Raw genomic sequence first — 14,354 nt, 5'->3', positions numbered from 1 at the left:
AGAGCTGGCGTCACGATCGCGTCGCGCCCACACGCGAAGATCGACGGCGACAGAACAGGCGACATGCACGAGCCCCGCAAGCTTTATGTGAAGTCCTTCGGCTGCCAGATGAACGTCTACGATTCCCATCGTATGGCGGATACTCTGGCACGCGAGGGCTTCGTGGAGACGCAGGACCCGGCCGAGGCCGACCTTGTGATCCTGAACACCTGCCATATCCGCGAGAAGGCCGCCGAGAAGGTCTATTCCGAGCTCGGGCGCCTCAGGAAGCAGAAGCAGGAAGCCGGCTCCGACACCATGATCGCCGTCGCCGGCTGCGTCGCCCAGGCCGAAGGCGCGGAAATCATGCGCCGCGCGCCGGTGGTGGACGTGGTGGTCGGCCCCCAGAGCTACCATCGCCTGCCCGAGCTTCTGGCCGAGGCGAAGGCCGGCAAGCGGGTGGTGGACACCGAATTTCCCGCCGAGGACAAGTTCGATCACCTGCCTGCACCCACCCGCGCCGCCACCCGCTCCCGCGGGCCGGCAGCCTTCGTGACGGTGCAGGAGGGCTGCGACAAGTTCTGCACCTTCTGCGTGGTGCCCTACACCCGCGGCGCCGAGGTCTCCCGCCCGGTGACGAAGATTCTCGACGAGGCCGCCCGCCTCCTCGATCAGGGCGTGCGCGAGATCACCCTCATCGGCCAGAACGTCAACGCCTTCCATGGCGAGGGGCCGGACGGCAAGGTGTGGAGCCTCGCGCGGCTCATGGAGCGCCTCGCCGAGATGAAGGGGCTGGCGCGGCTGCGCTACACTACCTCCCATCCGCGCGACATGGGTGACGACCTCATCGCCGCCCACCGCGACCTGCCGCAGCTGATGCCCTATCTGCACCTGCCCGTGCAGTCCGGCTCCGACCGCATTCTCGCGGCCATGAACCGCAAGCACGGCCGCGACCTGTTCCTCTCGCTCATCGAGAAGATGCGCGACGCGCGGCCGGACCTCGCCCTCTCCTCCGACTTCATCGTTGGCTTCCCGGGCGAGACGGACCGCGACTTCGAGGACACGCTCGACCTGGTGCGTGAAGTGGGCTTCGCCAGCGCCTATTCCTTCAAATACAGTTCCCGCCCCGGCACGCCCGCAGCCGAGCATGACGCGCAGGTGGCGGAAGAGGTGAAGACCGAACGCCTCGCCGAGCTGCAGAAGCTGCTGGAAGCCTCCAAGTCGGCCTTCGACGCCGCCTGCCGTGGCCGCACCTTCGATATCCTGCTGGAAAAGCCCGGCCGCCAGCCGGGCCAGCTCATCGGCCGCTCGCCTTACCTTCAGAGCGTGGTGGTGAACGATCCGCCCGCCGGCATCGGCGAGCTTCTCACCGTCACCATCACCGATGTCGGCCCGAACAGCCTCGCCGGCGTTCCCGCCGAGACACCCCTTTCCCCCGCTTTGTCCCGGCCGCTTGCGGCCATGGAGGCCTGAGCTTGCGCAGATCCGGCAGCGACAACCGTGATCGTCCCCTGGCGGCCTCCGCGCCGCAGGCTTCCCCCGGTCCCGCCCGTGCGGCGGTGACGGCCCCCTGGGCCGATCCGGACGAGCCTCCGGCCGCCCATGTGGTGCTGGCCTTCGACGACAACCGGCTCGCGACCCAGCTGTTCGGCCATTACGGCCGCAATCTCGCCCTCATCGAGCGAAAGCTGGGGGTGAAGGCGGATTCGCGCGGCAACCACGTGACGCTGGAAGGCGCGCGCGATGCCTGCGAGCAGGCCCGCGCCGTGCTGGAGCACCTGTACGAGGCGCTGCGCAAGGGTCGCGACATCAGCCAGGGCGACGTGGACGGTGCCATCCGCGAGGTCACCTCGCAGGGCTCGCTGTTCGACTTCGACCCGGCCGAGCAGCGCCAGTCTTTCGACGAGATCCATCTGCGACGCCGACCGGTGCGCGCCCGCACCGCCGCGCAGGACGCCTATATCCGCGCGCTGAAGCGGCACACTTTGGTGTTCGGCAACGGCCCCGCCGGCACCGGCAAGACCTGGCTCGCGGTGGCCTACGCCGTCCATCTGCTGGAGCGGCGGATGGTGGACAAGATCATCCTCTCCCGCCCGGCCGTCGAGGCCGGCGAGCGCCTCGGCTTCCTGCCCGGCGACATGAAGGAGAAGGTGGACCCCTATCTGCGCCCCATCTACGACGCGCTCTATGACCTCATGGATCGCCCCTTCGTGGAGCGGGCGCTGCAGTCCGGCGAGATCGAGATCGCGCCGCTCGCCTTCATGCGCGGCCGCACCCTCTCCAACGCCGCCGTGATCCTGGACGAGGCGCAGAACGCCACCTCCATGCAGATGAAGATGTTCCTCACCCGCCTGGGCGAGAACTCCCACATGATCGTCACCGGCGACCCGAGCCAGACCGACCTGCCCGGCGGGCAGGTGTCCGGCCTTGCGGAAGCCGTGCGGCTGCTGGAGGGCGTCGAGGGCGTCGGCATCTGCCATTTCAAGGCCGAGGACGTGGTGCGCCACGAGCTGGTGCAGCGCATCGTCTCCGCCTACGAGAGGCTCGACGCGGCCAAGATCGAGGCGGCCTCGGCCCGCCTCGCCGGCAAGGCCGGGAGCTGAGCCATGGCCGCGCCCGCCCCCGTCGCGCAGGTTACCGAGATCGACGCGGACATCGACGTCGCGGTCGAGGCCGAAGGCTGGTCCGTCATCGCGGACGCCGAGGCCGTCGCCATCCGGGCCTGCCGGGCGGCGCTGGCCGCCTGCGCCGAGGACGTGCCCGAGCCGTGCGAGGTGGCCATTACCCTCACCGACGACGCGCGCATCCGCGTGCTCAACCGCGACTGGCGGGACATGGACAAGGCGACCAACGTCCTGTCCTTCCCCCAGCCGGACCTGCCCGACGACATCGACGCCCCCCAGCCTCTCGGCGACATCATCGTCGCGCTGGAGACGCTCAGCCGCGAAGCCGAGACTGAGGGCAAGGCGCCGGCCGATCATCTCGCCCATCTGGTGGTGCACGGAACGTTGCACCTCATGGGCTACGACCATCTCGAAGATAACGAAGCAGAGGAAATGGAGGCGCTCGAGCGCGACATCCTCGCGGGCCTGGGGATCGCTGATCCCTATGGCCTGCCCCAGGACTGACGTGCAGGCGGCTTGATAACGAACATGTCCAACATTGACCAACCGACCGAGACCAGCTCTTCGGAGCCCCAAAGTTTTCTCGATCGATTGCGTGCCCTCCTCGGCACGTTCCGCCCGCACGGCTCCCTGCGCACCGACCTCGTGGAGGTGCTCGCCGCGGCGGAGACACCCGAGGAGGAGGGGGAGTTCACCCCATCCGAGCGCAAGATGCTGCGCAACATCCTGCACCTGCGGGAAGTGGGCATCGGCGACATCATGGTGCCCCGCGCCGAGATCGTCGCCGTGCGCAAGGACGCGCCGCTGGGCGAGCTGCTGAAGCTGTTCGTCACCGTCGGCCATTCCCGGCTCGTCGTCTATGACGACACGCTGGATGACCCCGTGGGCATGGTCCACATCCGGGATCTCATCGCCTTCCTCGCGGGCGACCTCGCCTCCGCTTCCGGCAAGATCGACCTGGGCAAGGTCAATCTCGACGCCACGCTGGAGACCGCCGGCCTCATCCGCCGCATCCTCTACGTGCCGCCGTCCATGCCGGCGGTGGACCTGCTCGTCTCCATGCAGGCGGCACGCACCCATCTCGCCCTCGTCATCGACGAATACGGCGGCACGGACGGCCTCGTCTCCATCGAGGATGTGGTGGAGGAAATCGTCGGCGAGATCGAGGACGAGCACGACGAGGCGGCCGAGACGCTGCTCACCCGCCAGCCCGACGGCAGCTATCTCGCCGATGCCCGCACGCCGCTGGAGGCGGCGGTCGAGGTGCTCGGCACCGGATTCGCTTCGGAAGAAGCGATGGAGGAAGTCGACAGCGTCGGCGGCCTCGTGGTGCGCATCGCCTCGCGGGTGCCGAAATCCGGCGAGGTGATTTCCCTGCCGGGCGGCTTCGACGTGGACGTGGTGGAAGCCGATCCGCGCCGGCTGAAGAAGCTGCGCATCATCCCGCCCCGGGATCTCGACGGCACCGCCGCCGGGCACACCCTCCCAGACGCCTGATCTTTCGCGTGGCTTTCCCCTCCAAGGTCGCCCCCCGGCGCGGCGCACCCGTGTCAGACCTGTCGTGGCGCGGGCGCATCCTGATGCTGCGCTTCCTCACCGGCTGGCGCCGGCGCTTCGTCGCCTGGACGGCGGGGGCGGTCGGCGCCCTCGCCATGCCGCCGTTCGATCTCTGGCCGGTGCTGGCGCTGAGTTTCCCGGTCCTCGTACTGCTGCTCGACGGCTGCCGGGGCGATCTCAAGACCCGTCTCCTTGGGGCCGCGGGAGTCGGCTGGTGGTTCGGCTTCGGCTATTTCCTCGCGTCCCTCTGGTGGATCGGCGCCGCCTTCCTGGTGGAGGCGGACGTGTTCGGCTGGCTGCTGCCCGTCGCGGTGGTCGCCATGCCCGCCGGGCTGGCCCTGTTCACAGCGTTCGGAACGGCGGTCGCGCGGCTCCTGTGGTCCAAGGGGGGCCTCAGGCTGTTCGCGTTCACCTTCGGCCTGACGCTGGCGGAGTGGCTGCGCGGCCATGTGCTCACCGGCTTTCCCTGGAACACCTACGGTTATGCGGTCTCCGACGATCTGCTGCTGATGCAGGCCGCATCTGTGATCGGCGTGTGGGGCCTCACCTTCTTCTGCGTGCTCCTGCTGTCCACGCCGGTGCTGCTGCTCAACCCCAATCGCCGCAGTTTCGCGGCCGTGGGCGCCGCGGCCGTGGTCATCGCGGGGACGGCGCTGTGGGGCGGCTACCGGCTCTCGGTGACACCGCTCGAGACGGTGCCCGGCGTCGCGCTCCGGGTGATGCAGCCGAACCTCTCGCAGGACAAGAAGTTCGCTTACGACCGGCGCGAGCAGATCCTCAAAGACTATCTCGCGCTGAGTGCGAAGAAGAGCGAGACCTATCCTGGCGGGCTCGCCGACGTCACCGTTCTGATCTGGCCGGAATCGTCCTTTCCTTTCATCTATGAGCGCGAACCTTGGGCGGCGGAGGCCATTGCCGCCGTTCTGCCGCCCAACGTCACGCTGGTGACGGGCGCGGTGCGCTACGACTTCCCCCCACCCGGCCAGAGATCACCTTTCTTCAATTCCATCAGGGTGATGGATCATCGCGGACGGGTCCTTGAGAACACCGACAAGGTGCATCTCGTCCCGTTCGGCGAGTACCTGCCGTTCCAGGCGGAGCTGGAGGCTCTGGGCATAGAACAACTTACGCGTGTGCGAGGTGGTTTCTCTTCCGGTGCGGCATTCCGCGCGCTCCAGATCCCCGGACTGCCGCTCGCCTCTCCGCTTGTATGTTACGAAATTATCTTTCCCGGAAAGGTAGTTCCCCAGGGTCCACGGCCCGCCTGGTTGCTCAATCTCACGAATGACGCGTGGTTTGGCCTGACCCCGGGTCCCTACCAGCATTTCGCGCAGGCCCGTATGCGTGCTGTGGAAGAAGGACTTCCGCTGGTGCGCGCCGCGAACACGGGGATCTCTGCCATCGTTGATCCCTTGGGACGTATTGTCGCATCACACGGCCTCGGACTCGAGGGTCTGGTGGACGGCCCCCTTCCAAAGCCGCTGCAAACGGTTTCCGTTGCAGCCAAGCTTGGCGGTACCGTCATCTTCGCGCTTCTGGCGACGGCCCTTGCCCTTGCTTCCGTACCGCTTTGCGGTTGCATTACACGCAAAGGTTGATCGACGCATTCCGATTGTATGCCTATGTTCGCCGGCAATCAGGGCAGCCTTCGCGATGCGAAGTATCGAGTAATCTTTTCCGACATAGCCGGAGAGACCATGGTCAAGAAGGCGCCGAACCCTATTGATAAGCACGTTGGCTCACGTGTCCGCATGCGGCGGATGATGGTGGGAATGAGCCAGGAGAAGCTGGGCGAGCATCTCGGTATCACCTTCCAGCAGATCCAGAAGTACGAGAAGGGCACGAATCGCATCGGCGCGAGCCGGCTCCAGCAGATCTCGACGGTGCTGGGTGTTCCCGTCGCCTTCTTCTTCGAAGGCGCTCCCACCGTTGGCCCCGAAGGCGAAGGCTTTTCCGAGGAACAGTCCCCGGCCTACGTCTCCGACTTCCTCGCCACCTCTGACGGACTGACGCTCACCCGGAACTTCATGCGCATTACCGACGCCCGCGTGCGCCGACGCATCGTCGATCTGGTGATCGCCATCGCCGGTGAGACCGAGGCGTGAAGCGTTCGTTTTGGCGAACGTTTTCGCACTGACGACCTTGACCGCCCGCCGCTGCGTTGCCAGAAAGGGCGGCCGCACCGTGGCGCGGGCGTAACAGGGGCCGTCATATGGCGCGTCAATCGTATCTTTTCACGAGCGAATCTGTTTCCGAAGGTCATCCGGACAAGGTCTGTGACCGGATTTCCGACGAGGTGGTCGACACCTTCTTCCGCACCGCGGAGGCCGAAGGCTGGGACCCGAGCCAGGTTCGCGTCGCGTGCGAGACGCTCGCCACGACCAACAAGGTGGTGATCGCCGGCGAGACCCGTGGTCCGTCGTCCATCACCAAGGACCTCCTCTCCCACGCCGCGCGTCTCGCCATCCGGGACATCGGCTACGAGCAGGCCGGCTTCCACTGGGAAAACGCCGACATCGACGTGCTGCTGCACGCGCAGTCGGCGGACATCGCCCAGGGCGTGGACATCGCCGGCAACAAGGATGAGGGCGCCGGCGACCAGGGCATCATGTTCGGCTATGCCGTGCGCGAGACCCCGGAGCTGATGCCCGCTCCCATCTATTACGCCCACAAGATCCTCAAAGTGCTGGCGGAAGCCCGCCATTCCGGCGAGACCCACGCGCTCGGCCCTGACGCCAAGAGCCAGGTCACCGTTCAGTACGAGAACGGCAAGCCGGTGGGCGTCACCCAGATCGTGCTGTCCACCCAGCACCTGGACGAGAACCTCTCGTCCCATGACGTGAAGTCCATCGTCGAGCCCTATATCAAGAAGACCTTGCCGGACGGCTGGGTGACGGACGCCACGGTGTGGCACGTCAACCCCACCGGCAAGTTCGTCATCGGCGGCCCCGATGGTGACTGCGGCCTCACCGGCCGCAAGATCATCGTGGATACCTACGGCGGCGCGGCCCCCCACGGCGGCGGCGCCTTCTCCGGCAAGGACCCTACCAAGGTGGACCGTTCGGCCGCCTATGCCGCGCGCTACCTCGCGAAGAACGTGGTCGCCGCCGATCTCGCCGACCGCGCCACCATCCAGCTTGCCTACGCCATCGGCGTGTCCGATCCGCTGGCGGTCTATGTGGACCTGCATGGCACCGGCAAGGTGGACGAGGCGAAGCTTGAAAAGGTGCTGCGCGAGGTGATGAACCTGCGCCCCCGCGGCATCCGCGAGCATCTCGGCCTCACCAAGCCCATCTATGCCCGCACTGCAGCCTACGGCCATTTCGGCCGCGCGCCGGAAGCGGACGGCGGCTTCTCCTGGGAGAAGACCGACCTCGTGGGCGCGCTCAAGGCTGCGGTGGCCTGAGCCCTCAGGGGCTGCCACCTTCGTACCTTGACCCATCTGTGTTGACCCACCGGCCGGATTGCCCTGCAGTCCGGCCGGTGCCTTTTTCAGCATGACCCCCATGAGCCAGCAGCCGAGCGAACACCAAAGCCAGTCCGCGAGCCTCCCCTCCGCCGCCACGGAGTTCGAGGCGCGGGGCGCCTTCTATGGCCGGCGCATCGGCAAAACGCTGCGGGGGCTGCAGCAAGACGCCCTCACGCATCTGCTGCCGCGCTACAAGCTCGATCTGGACGCGGCCTCCGTCCCGGCGAACCTGTTTCCCGAACCGAGAGCGGGATACTGGCTGGAGATCGGCTGCGGCTGCGGCGAGCACCTGATCGACCACGCGGCCCGACGTCCCGACATGGGCTTCATCGGTGCGGAGCCCTTTCTCAACGGCCTCGCGCGGATGCTGGTGGATCTCGACGCCCGCAGCCTCGCCAATGTGCGCGTGTTCGATCTGGACGCGGCACTGCTGCTGGACCGGCTGCCCACAGCGAGTTTCGAGGGCGTGGATCTCTTCTATCCCGATCCCTGGCCCAAGAAGCGGCATTGGAAGCGGCGCTTCGTGCGGCCCGACAATCTCGACCGGCTGGCTCGCGTTATCCGCCCCGGCGGGGTGTTCCGCTTCGCCTCCGACGTGCCGCATTATGTGGGCTGGACCCTTGCCCATGTGCGCGCGCACGGCGCTTTCACCTGGACGGCGCAGCGGGCCGACGACTGGCGCAAGCCCTATCCGTTCTGGCCGGGGACGCGATACGAGGCCAAGGCCATCGCGCAGGGCCGCGTGCCGACCTACCTCACCTTCGTGCGGCGCTAAAACCGGCGTTCATTCGCCCGCCGCGTAGAGCGCGGACAGCCCCTCGCGATAGGTGGGATAGCGCAGCGTCACCCCGAGCTCTTCCTTGAGCCGGGCATTGCCGACGCGCTTGTTGCCGGACCAGAAGGAGAGCGCCATGGGGCTCATCTCCCGCGCAGCCTCATCGAAGGGAATCGCCGGCGGCGGCTCCATCCCCAGCAATTCCGCGGCGTAGGCGATGGGATCGCCGGGCGGGGCGGGTAGGTCGTCGGTGACGTTGATGATGCCGTCGTAACGGTGCGCGATCACGGCGCGGATGGTGCAGACGATGTCATCCACATGGATGCGGTTGAACACCTGCCCCGGCTTGTCGATGCGCCGGGCCTCGCCCGCGCGCAGCTGAACCAGCGCGTTGCGGCCGGGTCCGTAGATACCGGCAAGGCGCAATACCGCCACGCGGACGCCGTGCGCGCGGCCGAAGGCTTGCCAGTCCGCTTCCGCCTTCAGCCGCCGTTCAAGGCGCGCGCTGCCCGCGCGTGGCGGGGTCGCCTCGTCCACCCAGCCACCGTCGTGGTTGCCGTAGACACCGAGGGTGGTGAGATAGATCACCTGCCGCAGGCGGCCGCCAGCCAGCGTTTCCGCAACGCAGCACAGGATGGGATCGCCCCGATCGTCCGGTGGAGCGGACGCCAGCAGGATCTGGACCTCGCCCAGAGCCGCCGTGAGACCGGCCCCGAGCGTCCTGCCATCGAAGGCGAACCCCTCCACGTCGGGCGGAAAGGTGGAGAGGCGCGCCGGTTCCCGCGACGTACCGATGACGCGGCCAAATGCGGCGCGGTCCTCGGCCAAGAGGTGCCGGGCGCAATAGCCGAAGCCGATGGCGGCAAGCGAGATCATGACCGTTTGATGCCGGAGGTGCCGGCGTCCGGCAAGGGGTTCGGTCGGTCCTCATCCTGCGATCGGCCGGCGAGGGCGCGGGCGCAGAGCCGGCGTACCGTCGCCTCGCTTTCGCGCGTCACGCTCTTGCGGTCGTGGGCGGCATCGAGCCGCACCGGCGCGCCGAAGGTGACTTCCACATCGATGGCGCCATGGCGCAGCACGTCCATCAGGTGCGGCGCCAACTCCATATCGCCGAACCACGCCGCCACGGGCCGATGGCTGCGGCCCATGGGCAGGCCCTGCAGGCGCACATAGGACACGGCAAGGGGCTGGACCACCACCTCCGCCCCGGCGGCGAAAGCCTCGCGCGCGGCGCCCACCAAAGCAGTGCGGAATGGCAGCACGCGGTTGCCGTCGCTCGACGTGCCCTCGGCGAACAGCACCACGGGGTCGCCGTCAGCGAGGCGATCGGCAATCTCCCGGTTCACCGCACCGGTGGCATGGCGGCGCTGGCGATCGACGAAGACGGTGCGCTGGAATTTGGCGAGGAGGCCGATGAGCGGCCAGCCGGACACCTCGCTCTTCGCCACGAAGAACAAAGGCGTGAGCGAGCCGACCACCGGGATGTCGAGCCAGGAGGCGTGATTGGCGAGGATCAGCAGGGGGCGATCCGCAGCCGGTGTGCCGCGCACATGGACCCGCACACCGATGAGCCGCAGCAGGATGCGGTGATAGAGCCGGGGGATATGGCGACGGGCATCAAGTCCGAGCTTCAGCGAGACCCACTGAAGGGGAATGCCGACCAGCGTCACCGCGCCGACCATGCTGAGCACGCCGGCGAGCCGCAGGCGGTCCATCAAGCGCGACAAAGCCGGCTGCTCCGGCCCGAGGGGCGGCAACAACTGACCGTCGCTGGAAGCAGGCGCCGACGGTCGCCCGCCGGGAGGCGTCACTGCTTCTCGTCCTCGTCGAGCGGCACAGCATAGAGCTCGAGGCGGTGGCCACGGAGCTTGAAGCCGAGCTGGCGGGCGATCTGCTCCTGCAGCGCCTCGATCTCCTCGGAGCGGAATTCGATGACCTGACCGGACCTGAGATCGATCAGGTGGTCGTGGTGCTCGTCGGGCATCTGCTCATAGCGGGCCCGGCCGTCGCCGAAATCGTGGCGCTCGATGATGCCGGCATCCTCCAGCATCTTCACGGTGCGATAGACCGTGGAGATGGAGATGTTGTCGTCGATGGCCACGGCCCGGCGGTGCAGCTCTTCCACGTCGGGATGATCCTGCGCGCCGGACAGCACGCGGGCGATGACCCTGCGCTGCTCGGTCATCCGCATGCCCTTGGCGAGGCAGGCTTCCTCAATGAGGCTGATCTTTCCGCTCAAGCGGGACCTCCGCGACGACCCAGGGACATTCCCCTGCCTTATCGCGCCGCCGCTTCCGCGCCGCAAGGGGGCGGACAAAGGCTTGCCGAAGCTCAAAAGTCGCGGCGCAGCAGCAGCGCGTCGGCGCCGCCCGCATAATAGCCACGGCGACGACCCACCTCGCCATAGCCAAGGCGCGCATAAAGCGTGCGGGCGGCCGCATTGCCTTCCTCCACCTCCAGGAAAGAGGTTGAGACGCCTTCAGCCGCGAGGCGGGCCAGGTGGAAAGCCACCAGCGCCCGGCCGATGCCCTTGCGACGGCGGTCGGTGACGACGGCGACGGTCAGGATTTCCGATTCGGGAGTCACGCAGTGGGACAGGACGAAGCCCACCGGCGGCTTGCGCGGCCCGTGCGTGGCCACATGGGCACGGACGGCACGGTCGGCGAGCAGCCGCTCGAACTCGTCGGCCCCCCAGCCCCGAGCGAAAGCGCGGGCATGGATGGCCGCAAGATGGGGGATGTCCGCCGCCGTGGCTGCCCGCAGCAGCGGCGGACGGGGCGGAAACAGGCGATCGAACAGGCGCTTCATCGGCGGGCGATGCGGGCCTTGTCCTGCGGCTTGGCATCGGGGGGCCGCAGGTAGAGCGGGCGCGGCTCGGCCGCTTCGGGATCGGCGACCGAACCGAGCCGGGCGACCCAGGCGACGTCGGGGGCCGGCGTATCGTCGATCAGTTCGGGCAACTTTTCCGCCGGCGGCCATGCATCGGCCACGAGATTCGCCCCCGAACCGACGATCCGCACCGCACCGATGGCCACCGAGCGCGCCGCCTCCCGCACGCTGGTGATGCGCGGGGCGATCAGAGTGCGCCCGCCGACGCCGAACATCTGGAGAAACACATGGCCGTGGCGGGCATCGATGGCGGACACCACCGGAACGGCATCGTCATGGGCGAGGTAGGGCGCCGCGAGGGCGGCCAGCGTCGTCACGCCCACCACCGGCCGATTGGCGGTCAGCCCGAAGCCGCGGGCAGCGGAAAGGCCCACCCGAAGTCCGGTGAAGCTGCCGGGTCCCACCGTGACGGCAATGCGGGCGAGGTGCTCGAAATCGATCCCCGCGGAGCTCATCACCTGCTCCACCAAGGGGATCAGCGTCTCCGCATGTCCGCGCTCCATGAGCAGCGAATCGCCCGAGACGATGCTGTCCGTCTCGGTGTCGAGCACCGCGGCGGAGCAGGCGGCAAGCGCCGTGTCTATGGCGAGGACATACATGAACGCGGGCACCCCGATCGCCGCCACGATCAACCGAAACCGTGGCGGGGGGAAGCGGCCCGGCACGCTCACTTTCGGGAAAGGTTAATGGCACCGTTCCCGAATACCGCCAAACCGGGACGGCGTGGTCAGACGGCCCGGACTTCCGCCACTTCCGGCACGAAATGCTTCAACAGATTCTCGATGCCGTTCTTGAGCGTGGCCGTCGAGGAGGGGCAGCCCGAGCAGGAGCCCTTCATGTTGAGGAACACCACGCCATCCTCGAAGCCGCGGAAGGTGATGTCGCCACCGTCATTGGCGACCGCCGGGCGCACGCGGGTCTCCAGCAGCTCCTTGATGGTGGCGACGATCTCGCCGTCCTTTGCATCGAAGAACTCGTCGCCGTCGCTGACGTCCGGCTTCACGCCCTCGGACAGCACCGGGGCGCCGGACATGAAGTGTTCCATGATGGCGCCGAGGATGGCCGGCTTGATCTGGGGCCACTCGCTGTCGGCCTTGGTCACGGTCACGAAGTCCGAGCCGAGCATCACCGCCGACACGCCGCGCACGTCGAACAGGCGCTGGGCAAGTGGGGAGAGATCGGCGTCCTCGGCCGAGCGCAGGTCGAGCGTGCCCTCGCCCAGCACCGAACGGCCAGGCAGGAACTTCAGGGTCGCCGGGTTCGGCGTGGTTTCCGTCTGGATGAACATGGCCAATCCTCAAAAGAAACGGCGCGGGGAAAACCCGCCGGTTTCTCTCAAGATAGGGAGGACGCCGCGAAACGGGAAGGGAGCTATCCGGGATCGTCCCGAATTGACACGCCCCGCTCCAGCTTCACCGAACGGGAACGGAACGAAAGGCGCGCGAATCACGCGCCGGGCGCTGTTGGCCATTCGTTCCCGGGAGAACCCGGCCGGGGATGGCCCGGCCAGGTCAGGAGGATGAGCGCTCGCGGACGAGCGCTCAGGTGTTCATGGAGTCGAAGAAGTCCTGGTTGGTCTTCGTCTGACGCAGCTTGTCGAGCAGGAACTCGATGGCGTCGACCGTGCCCATCGGATTCAGGATGCGGCGCAGGACGTACATCTTCTTGAGCGTGTCGGCGGGAACCAGCAGCTCTTCCTTGCGGGTGCCGGACCGGGTGATGTCGATGGCCGGGAACACGCGCTTGTCGGAGACCTTGCGGTCGAGGATGACCTCCGAATTGCCGGTGCCCTTGAACTCCTCGAAGATCACCTCGTCCATGCGCGAGCCGGTCTCGATGAGGGCGGTCGCGATGATGGTGAGGGAGCCGCCTTCCTCGATGTTGCGCGCAGCGCCGAAGAAGCGCTTGGGCCGCTGGAGGGCGTTGGCGTCCACACCGCCGGTCAGCACCTTGCCGGAGGACGGCACCACGGTGTTGTAGGCGCGGCCGAGGCGGGTGATGGAATCCAGCAGGATCACTACGTCACGGCCATGTTCGACCAGGCGCTTGGCCTTCTCGATGACCATCTCGGCCACCTGGACGTGGCGCACGGCCGGCTCGTCGAAGGTGGAGGAGACCACCTCGCCCTTCACCGAGCGCTGCATGTCGGTCACTTCCTCGGGCCGCTCGTCGATGAGCAGCACGATCAGGAAGCACTCCGGATGGTTGGCGGTGATGGACTTGGCGATGTTCTGCAACAGCACCGTCTTGCCGGTGCGGGGCGGCGCCACGATCAGGCCACGCTGGCCTTTGCCGATGGGCGCCACGATGTCGATGATGCGCGGCGAGAAGTCTTTCTTGCTGCCGGTCGGCTCATCGTGCTCGAGCTTCAGCCGCTCGTCGGGATAGAGCGGCGTCAGATTGTCGAAATTGATTTTGTGCCGCGACTTCTCGGGGTCCTCGAAATTGATCGTGTTGACCTTGAGCAGCGCGAAATACCGTTCGCCCTCCTTGGGAGAACGGATCTGTCCCTCGACCGTGTCGCCGGTGCGCAGGCCGAAGCGGCGGATCTGGGAGGGGGAAACGTAGATGTCGTCCGGACCGGGCAGATAATTGGCCTCGGGAGAGCGCAGGAAGGCAAATCCATCCTGCAGGACCTCGACGACGCCCTCGCCAATGATCTCCGTCTCGGTGGCGGCCAGCTGCTTGAGGATCGCGAACATCAGCTCCTGCTTGCGGAGCGTGCTTGCGTTTTCCACCTCATTCTCCTCGGCGAAGGCGAGGAGCTCGACGGGGGTCTTGGACTTGAGGTCTTGAAGTTTCACTTCCCGCATAAGGGAAAGCCTCGATGGGTATTGGGGGGCCGGGTGCCGATCGGTCAGGATCGGGGTCGGCTGGTGGAGGGAAGGACGGGATCGCAGGTCTTCAGGGGAAGCCGGGGGCACGCAGCTCGCCGCCTGACGCGCCGGCCGGACCAAGACGGCTCCACCAGGACAGCGTCTTCAAGACGACGCCATGAGCGGATGCCGGACCGAAAGGAAGCGCGTTCGCCTGCGTTTGGGAAAGCACCGGCAAGATAGGC

Annotated in this window: 15 protein-coding genes; 8 read left to right on the top strand and 7 right to left on the bottom strand. The window is 67.3% G+C overall.

What is annotated here, in order from left to right; all coding sequences use genetic code 11:
* Positions 1–63: 63 nt before the first annotated feature.
* The 8 genes from miaB (at position 64) to FHT36_RS15980 (ending at position 8,404) form a co-directional block, all read left to right on the top strand.
* Positions 64–1,452: a tRNA (N6-isopentenyl adenosine(37)-C2)-methylthiotransferase MiaB gene (gene miaB / locus FHT36_RS16015; RefSeq protein WP_169123477.1), complete on the top strand. Its 1,389-nt coding sequence runs from the start codon at positions 64–66 to the stop codon at positions 1,450–1,452.
* An 86-nt stretch (positions 1,453–1,538) separates the two neighbouring features.
* Positions 1,539–2,582, top strand: a complete 1,044-nt coding sequence (locus FHT36_RS16010; protein ID WP_169123558.1) for a PhoH family protein — start codon at positions 1,539–1,541, stop codon at positions 2,580–2,582.
* Between the two features lie 3 nt (positions 2,583–2,585).
* Positions 2,586–3,107, top strand: a complete 522-nt coding sequence (gene ybeY / locus FHT36_RS16005) for an rRNA maturation RNase YbeY (RefSeq protein WP_169123476.1) — start codon at positions 2,586–2,588, stop codon at positions 3,105–3,107.
* 24 nt (positions 3,108–3,131) lie between these two features.
* Positions 3,132–4,100, top strand: coding sequence for a hemolysin family protein (locus tag FHT36_RS16000; RefSeq protein WP_169123475.1), 969 nt, complete (start codon positions 3,132–3,134; stop codon positions 4,098–4,100).
* A gap of 83 nt (positions 4,101–4,183) precedes the next feature.
* Positions 4,184–5,758, top strand: a complete 1,575-nt coding sequence (gene lnt, locus FHT36_RS15995; RefSeq protein ID WP_169123474.1) for an apolipoprotein N-acyltransferase — start codon at positions 4,184–4,186, stop codon at positions 5,756–5,758.
* Between the two features lie 99 nt (positions 5,759–5,857).
* Entirely contained in the window at positions 5,858–6,265 is a 408-nt protein-coding gene (locus FHT36_RS15990; protein ID WP_169123473.1) for a helix-turn-helix domain-containing protein, read from the top strand.
* Between the two features lie 107 nt (positions 6,266–6,372).
* A complete protein-coding gene (gene metK, locus FHT36_RS15985; RefSeq protein ID WP_169123472.1) occupies positions 6,373–7,566 on the top strand; it encodes a methionine adenosyltransferase in 1,194 nt (397 codons plus the stop codon).
* Between the two features lie 100 nt (positions 7,567–7,666).
* Positions 7,667–8,404, top strand: coding sequence for a tRNA (guanosine(46)-N(7))-methyltransferase TrmB (locus tag FHT36_RS15980; RefSeq protein ID WP_169123471.1), 738 nt, complete (start codon positions 7,667–7,669; stop codon positions 8,402–8,404).
* Positions 8,405–8,413: 9 nt separating this feature from the next.
* Here the strand turns inward: FHT36_RS15980 and FHT36_RS15975 are convergent, their stop codons facing one another.
* The 7 genes from FHT36_RS15975 to rho form a co-directional block, all read right to left on the bottom strand.
* The gene (locus tag FHT36_RS15975) at positions 8,414–9,280 is read right to left on the bottom strand and encodes an NAD-dependent epimerase/dehydratase family protein (RefSeq protein WP_169123470.1); all 867 of its coding nucleotides are present in this window, start codon (positions 9,278–9,280) and stop codon (positions 8,414–8,416) included.
* Positions 9,277–10,131, bottom strand: a complete 855-nt coding sequence (locus FHT36_RS15970; protein ID WP_246702260.1) for a 1-acyl-sn-glycerol-3-phosphate acyltransferase — start codon at positions 10,129–10,131, stop codon at positions 9,277–9,279. Before FHT36_RS15970 ends, FHT36_RS15975 begins: the two co-directional genes overlap by 4 nt.
* A gap of 80 nt (positions 10,132–10,211) precedes the next feature.
* Entirely contained in the window at positions 10,212–10,595 is a 384-nt protein-coding gene (locus FHT36_RS15965; RefSeq protein WP_229646849.1) for a transcriptional repressor, read from the bottom strand.
* Between the two features lie 140 nt (positions 10,596–10,735).
* Positions 10,736–11,212, bottom strand: a complete 477-nt coding sequence (locus tag FHT36_RS15960) for a GNAT family N-acetyltransferase (protein WP_169123468.1) — start codon at positions 11,210–11,212, stop codon at positions 10,736–10,738.
* Positions 11,209–11,892, bottom strand: coding sequence for a tRNA (adenosine(37)-N6)-threonylcarbamoyltransferase complex dimerization subunit type 1 TsaB (tsaB, locus tag FHT36_RS15955; protein WP_169123556.1), 684 nt, complete (start codon positions 11,890–11,892; stop codon positions 11,209–11,211). The genes FHT36_RS15960 and tsaB overlap by 4 nt, the downstream gene beginning before the upstream one ends.
* Positions 11,893–12,020: 128 nt before the next feature.
* Positions 12,021–12,581 carry a NifU family protein gene (locus FHT36_RS15950; RefSeq protein WP_169123467.1) on the bottom strand — a complete coding sequence of 187 codons (561 nt, stop codon included), beginning with the start codon at positions 12,579–12,581 and terminating at the stop codon, positions 12,021–12,023.
* Between the two features lie 253 nt (positions 12,582–12,834).
* The gene (rho, locus tag FHT36_RS15945) at positions 12,835–14,106 is read right to left on the bottom strand and encodes a transcription termination factor Rho (protein WP_024281427.1); all 1,272 of its coding nucleotides are present in this window, start codon (positions 14,104–14,106) and stop codon (positions 12,835–12,837) included.
* Positions 14,107–14,354 lie beyond the last annotated feature (248 nt).

Source organism: Xanthobacter sp. SG618, from assembly GCF_012932745.1.
Taxonomy (GTDB): Bacteria; Pseudomonadota; Alphaproteobacteria; order Rhizobiales; family Xanthobacteraceae; genus Xanthobacter; species Xanthobacter flavus.
This window is presented reverse-complemented; position numbering and strand designations above follow the sequence as displayed.

Excerpts from the sequence above, each read along its gene's own strand:
- miaB (WP_169123477.1), top strand. The coding sequence starts at position 64 with ATGCACGAGCCCCGCAAGCTTTATGTGAAGTCCTTCGGCTGCCAGATG.
- ybeY (WP_169123476.1), top strand. The coding sequence starts at position 2,586 with ATGGCCGCGCCCGCCCCCGTCGCGCAGGTTACCGAGATCGACGCGGAC.
- FHT36_RS16000 (WP_169123475.1), top strand. The coding sequence starts at position 3,132 with ATGTCCAACATTGACCAACCGACCGAGACCAGCTCTTCGGAGCCCCAA.
- lnt (WP_169123474.1), top strand. The coding sequence starts at position 4,184 with ATGCTGCGCTTCCTCACCGGCTGGCGCCGGCGCTTCGTCGCCTGGACG.
- FHT36_RS15990 (WP_169123473.1), top strand. The coding sequence starts at position 5,858 with ATGGTCAAGAAGGCGCCGAACCCTATTGATAAGCACGTTGGCTCACGT.
- metK (WP_169123472.1), top strand. The coding sequence starts at position 6,373 with ATGGCGCGTCAATCGTATCTTTTCACGAGCGAATCTGTTTCCGAAGGT.
- FHT36_RS15980 (WP_169123471.1), top strand. The coding sequence starts at position 7,667 with ATGAGCCAGCAGCCGAGCGAACACCAAAGCCAGTCCGCGAGCCTCCCC.
- FHT36_RS15975 (WP_169123470.1), bottom strand. The coding sequence starts at position 9,280 with ATGATCTCGCTTGCCGCCATCGGCTTCGGCTATTGCGCCCGGCACCTC.
- FHT36_RS15965 (WP_229646849.1), bottom strand. The coding sequence starts at position 10,595 with ATGCGGATGACCGAGCAGCGCAGGGTCATCGCCCGCGTGCTGTCCGGC.
- FHT36_RS15960 (WP_169123468.1), bottom strand. The coding sequence starts at position 11,212 with ATGAAGCGCCTGTTCGATCGCCTGTTTCCGCCCCGTCCGCCGCTGCTG.
- tsaB (WP_169123556.1), bottom strand. The coding sequence starts at position 11,892 with ATGTATGTCCTCGCCATAGACACGGCGCTTGCCGCCTGCTCCGCCGCG.
- FHT36_RS15950 (WP_169123467.1), bottom strand. The coding sequence starts at position 12,581 with ATGTTCATCCAGACGGAAACCACGCCGAACCCGGCGACCCTGAAGTTC.
- rho (WP_024281427.1), bottom strand. The coding sequence starts at position 14,106 with ATGCGGGAAGTGAAACTTCAAGACCTCAAGTCCAAGACCCCCGTCGAG.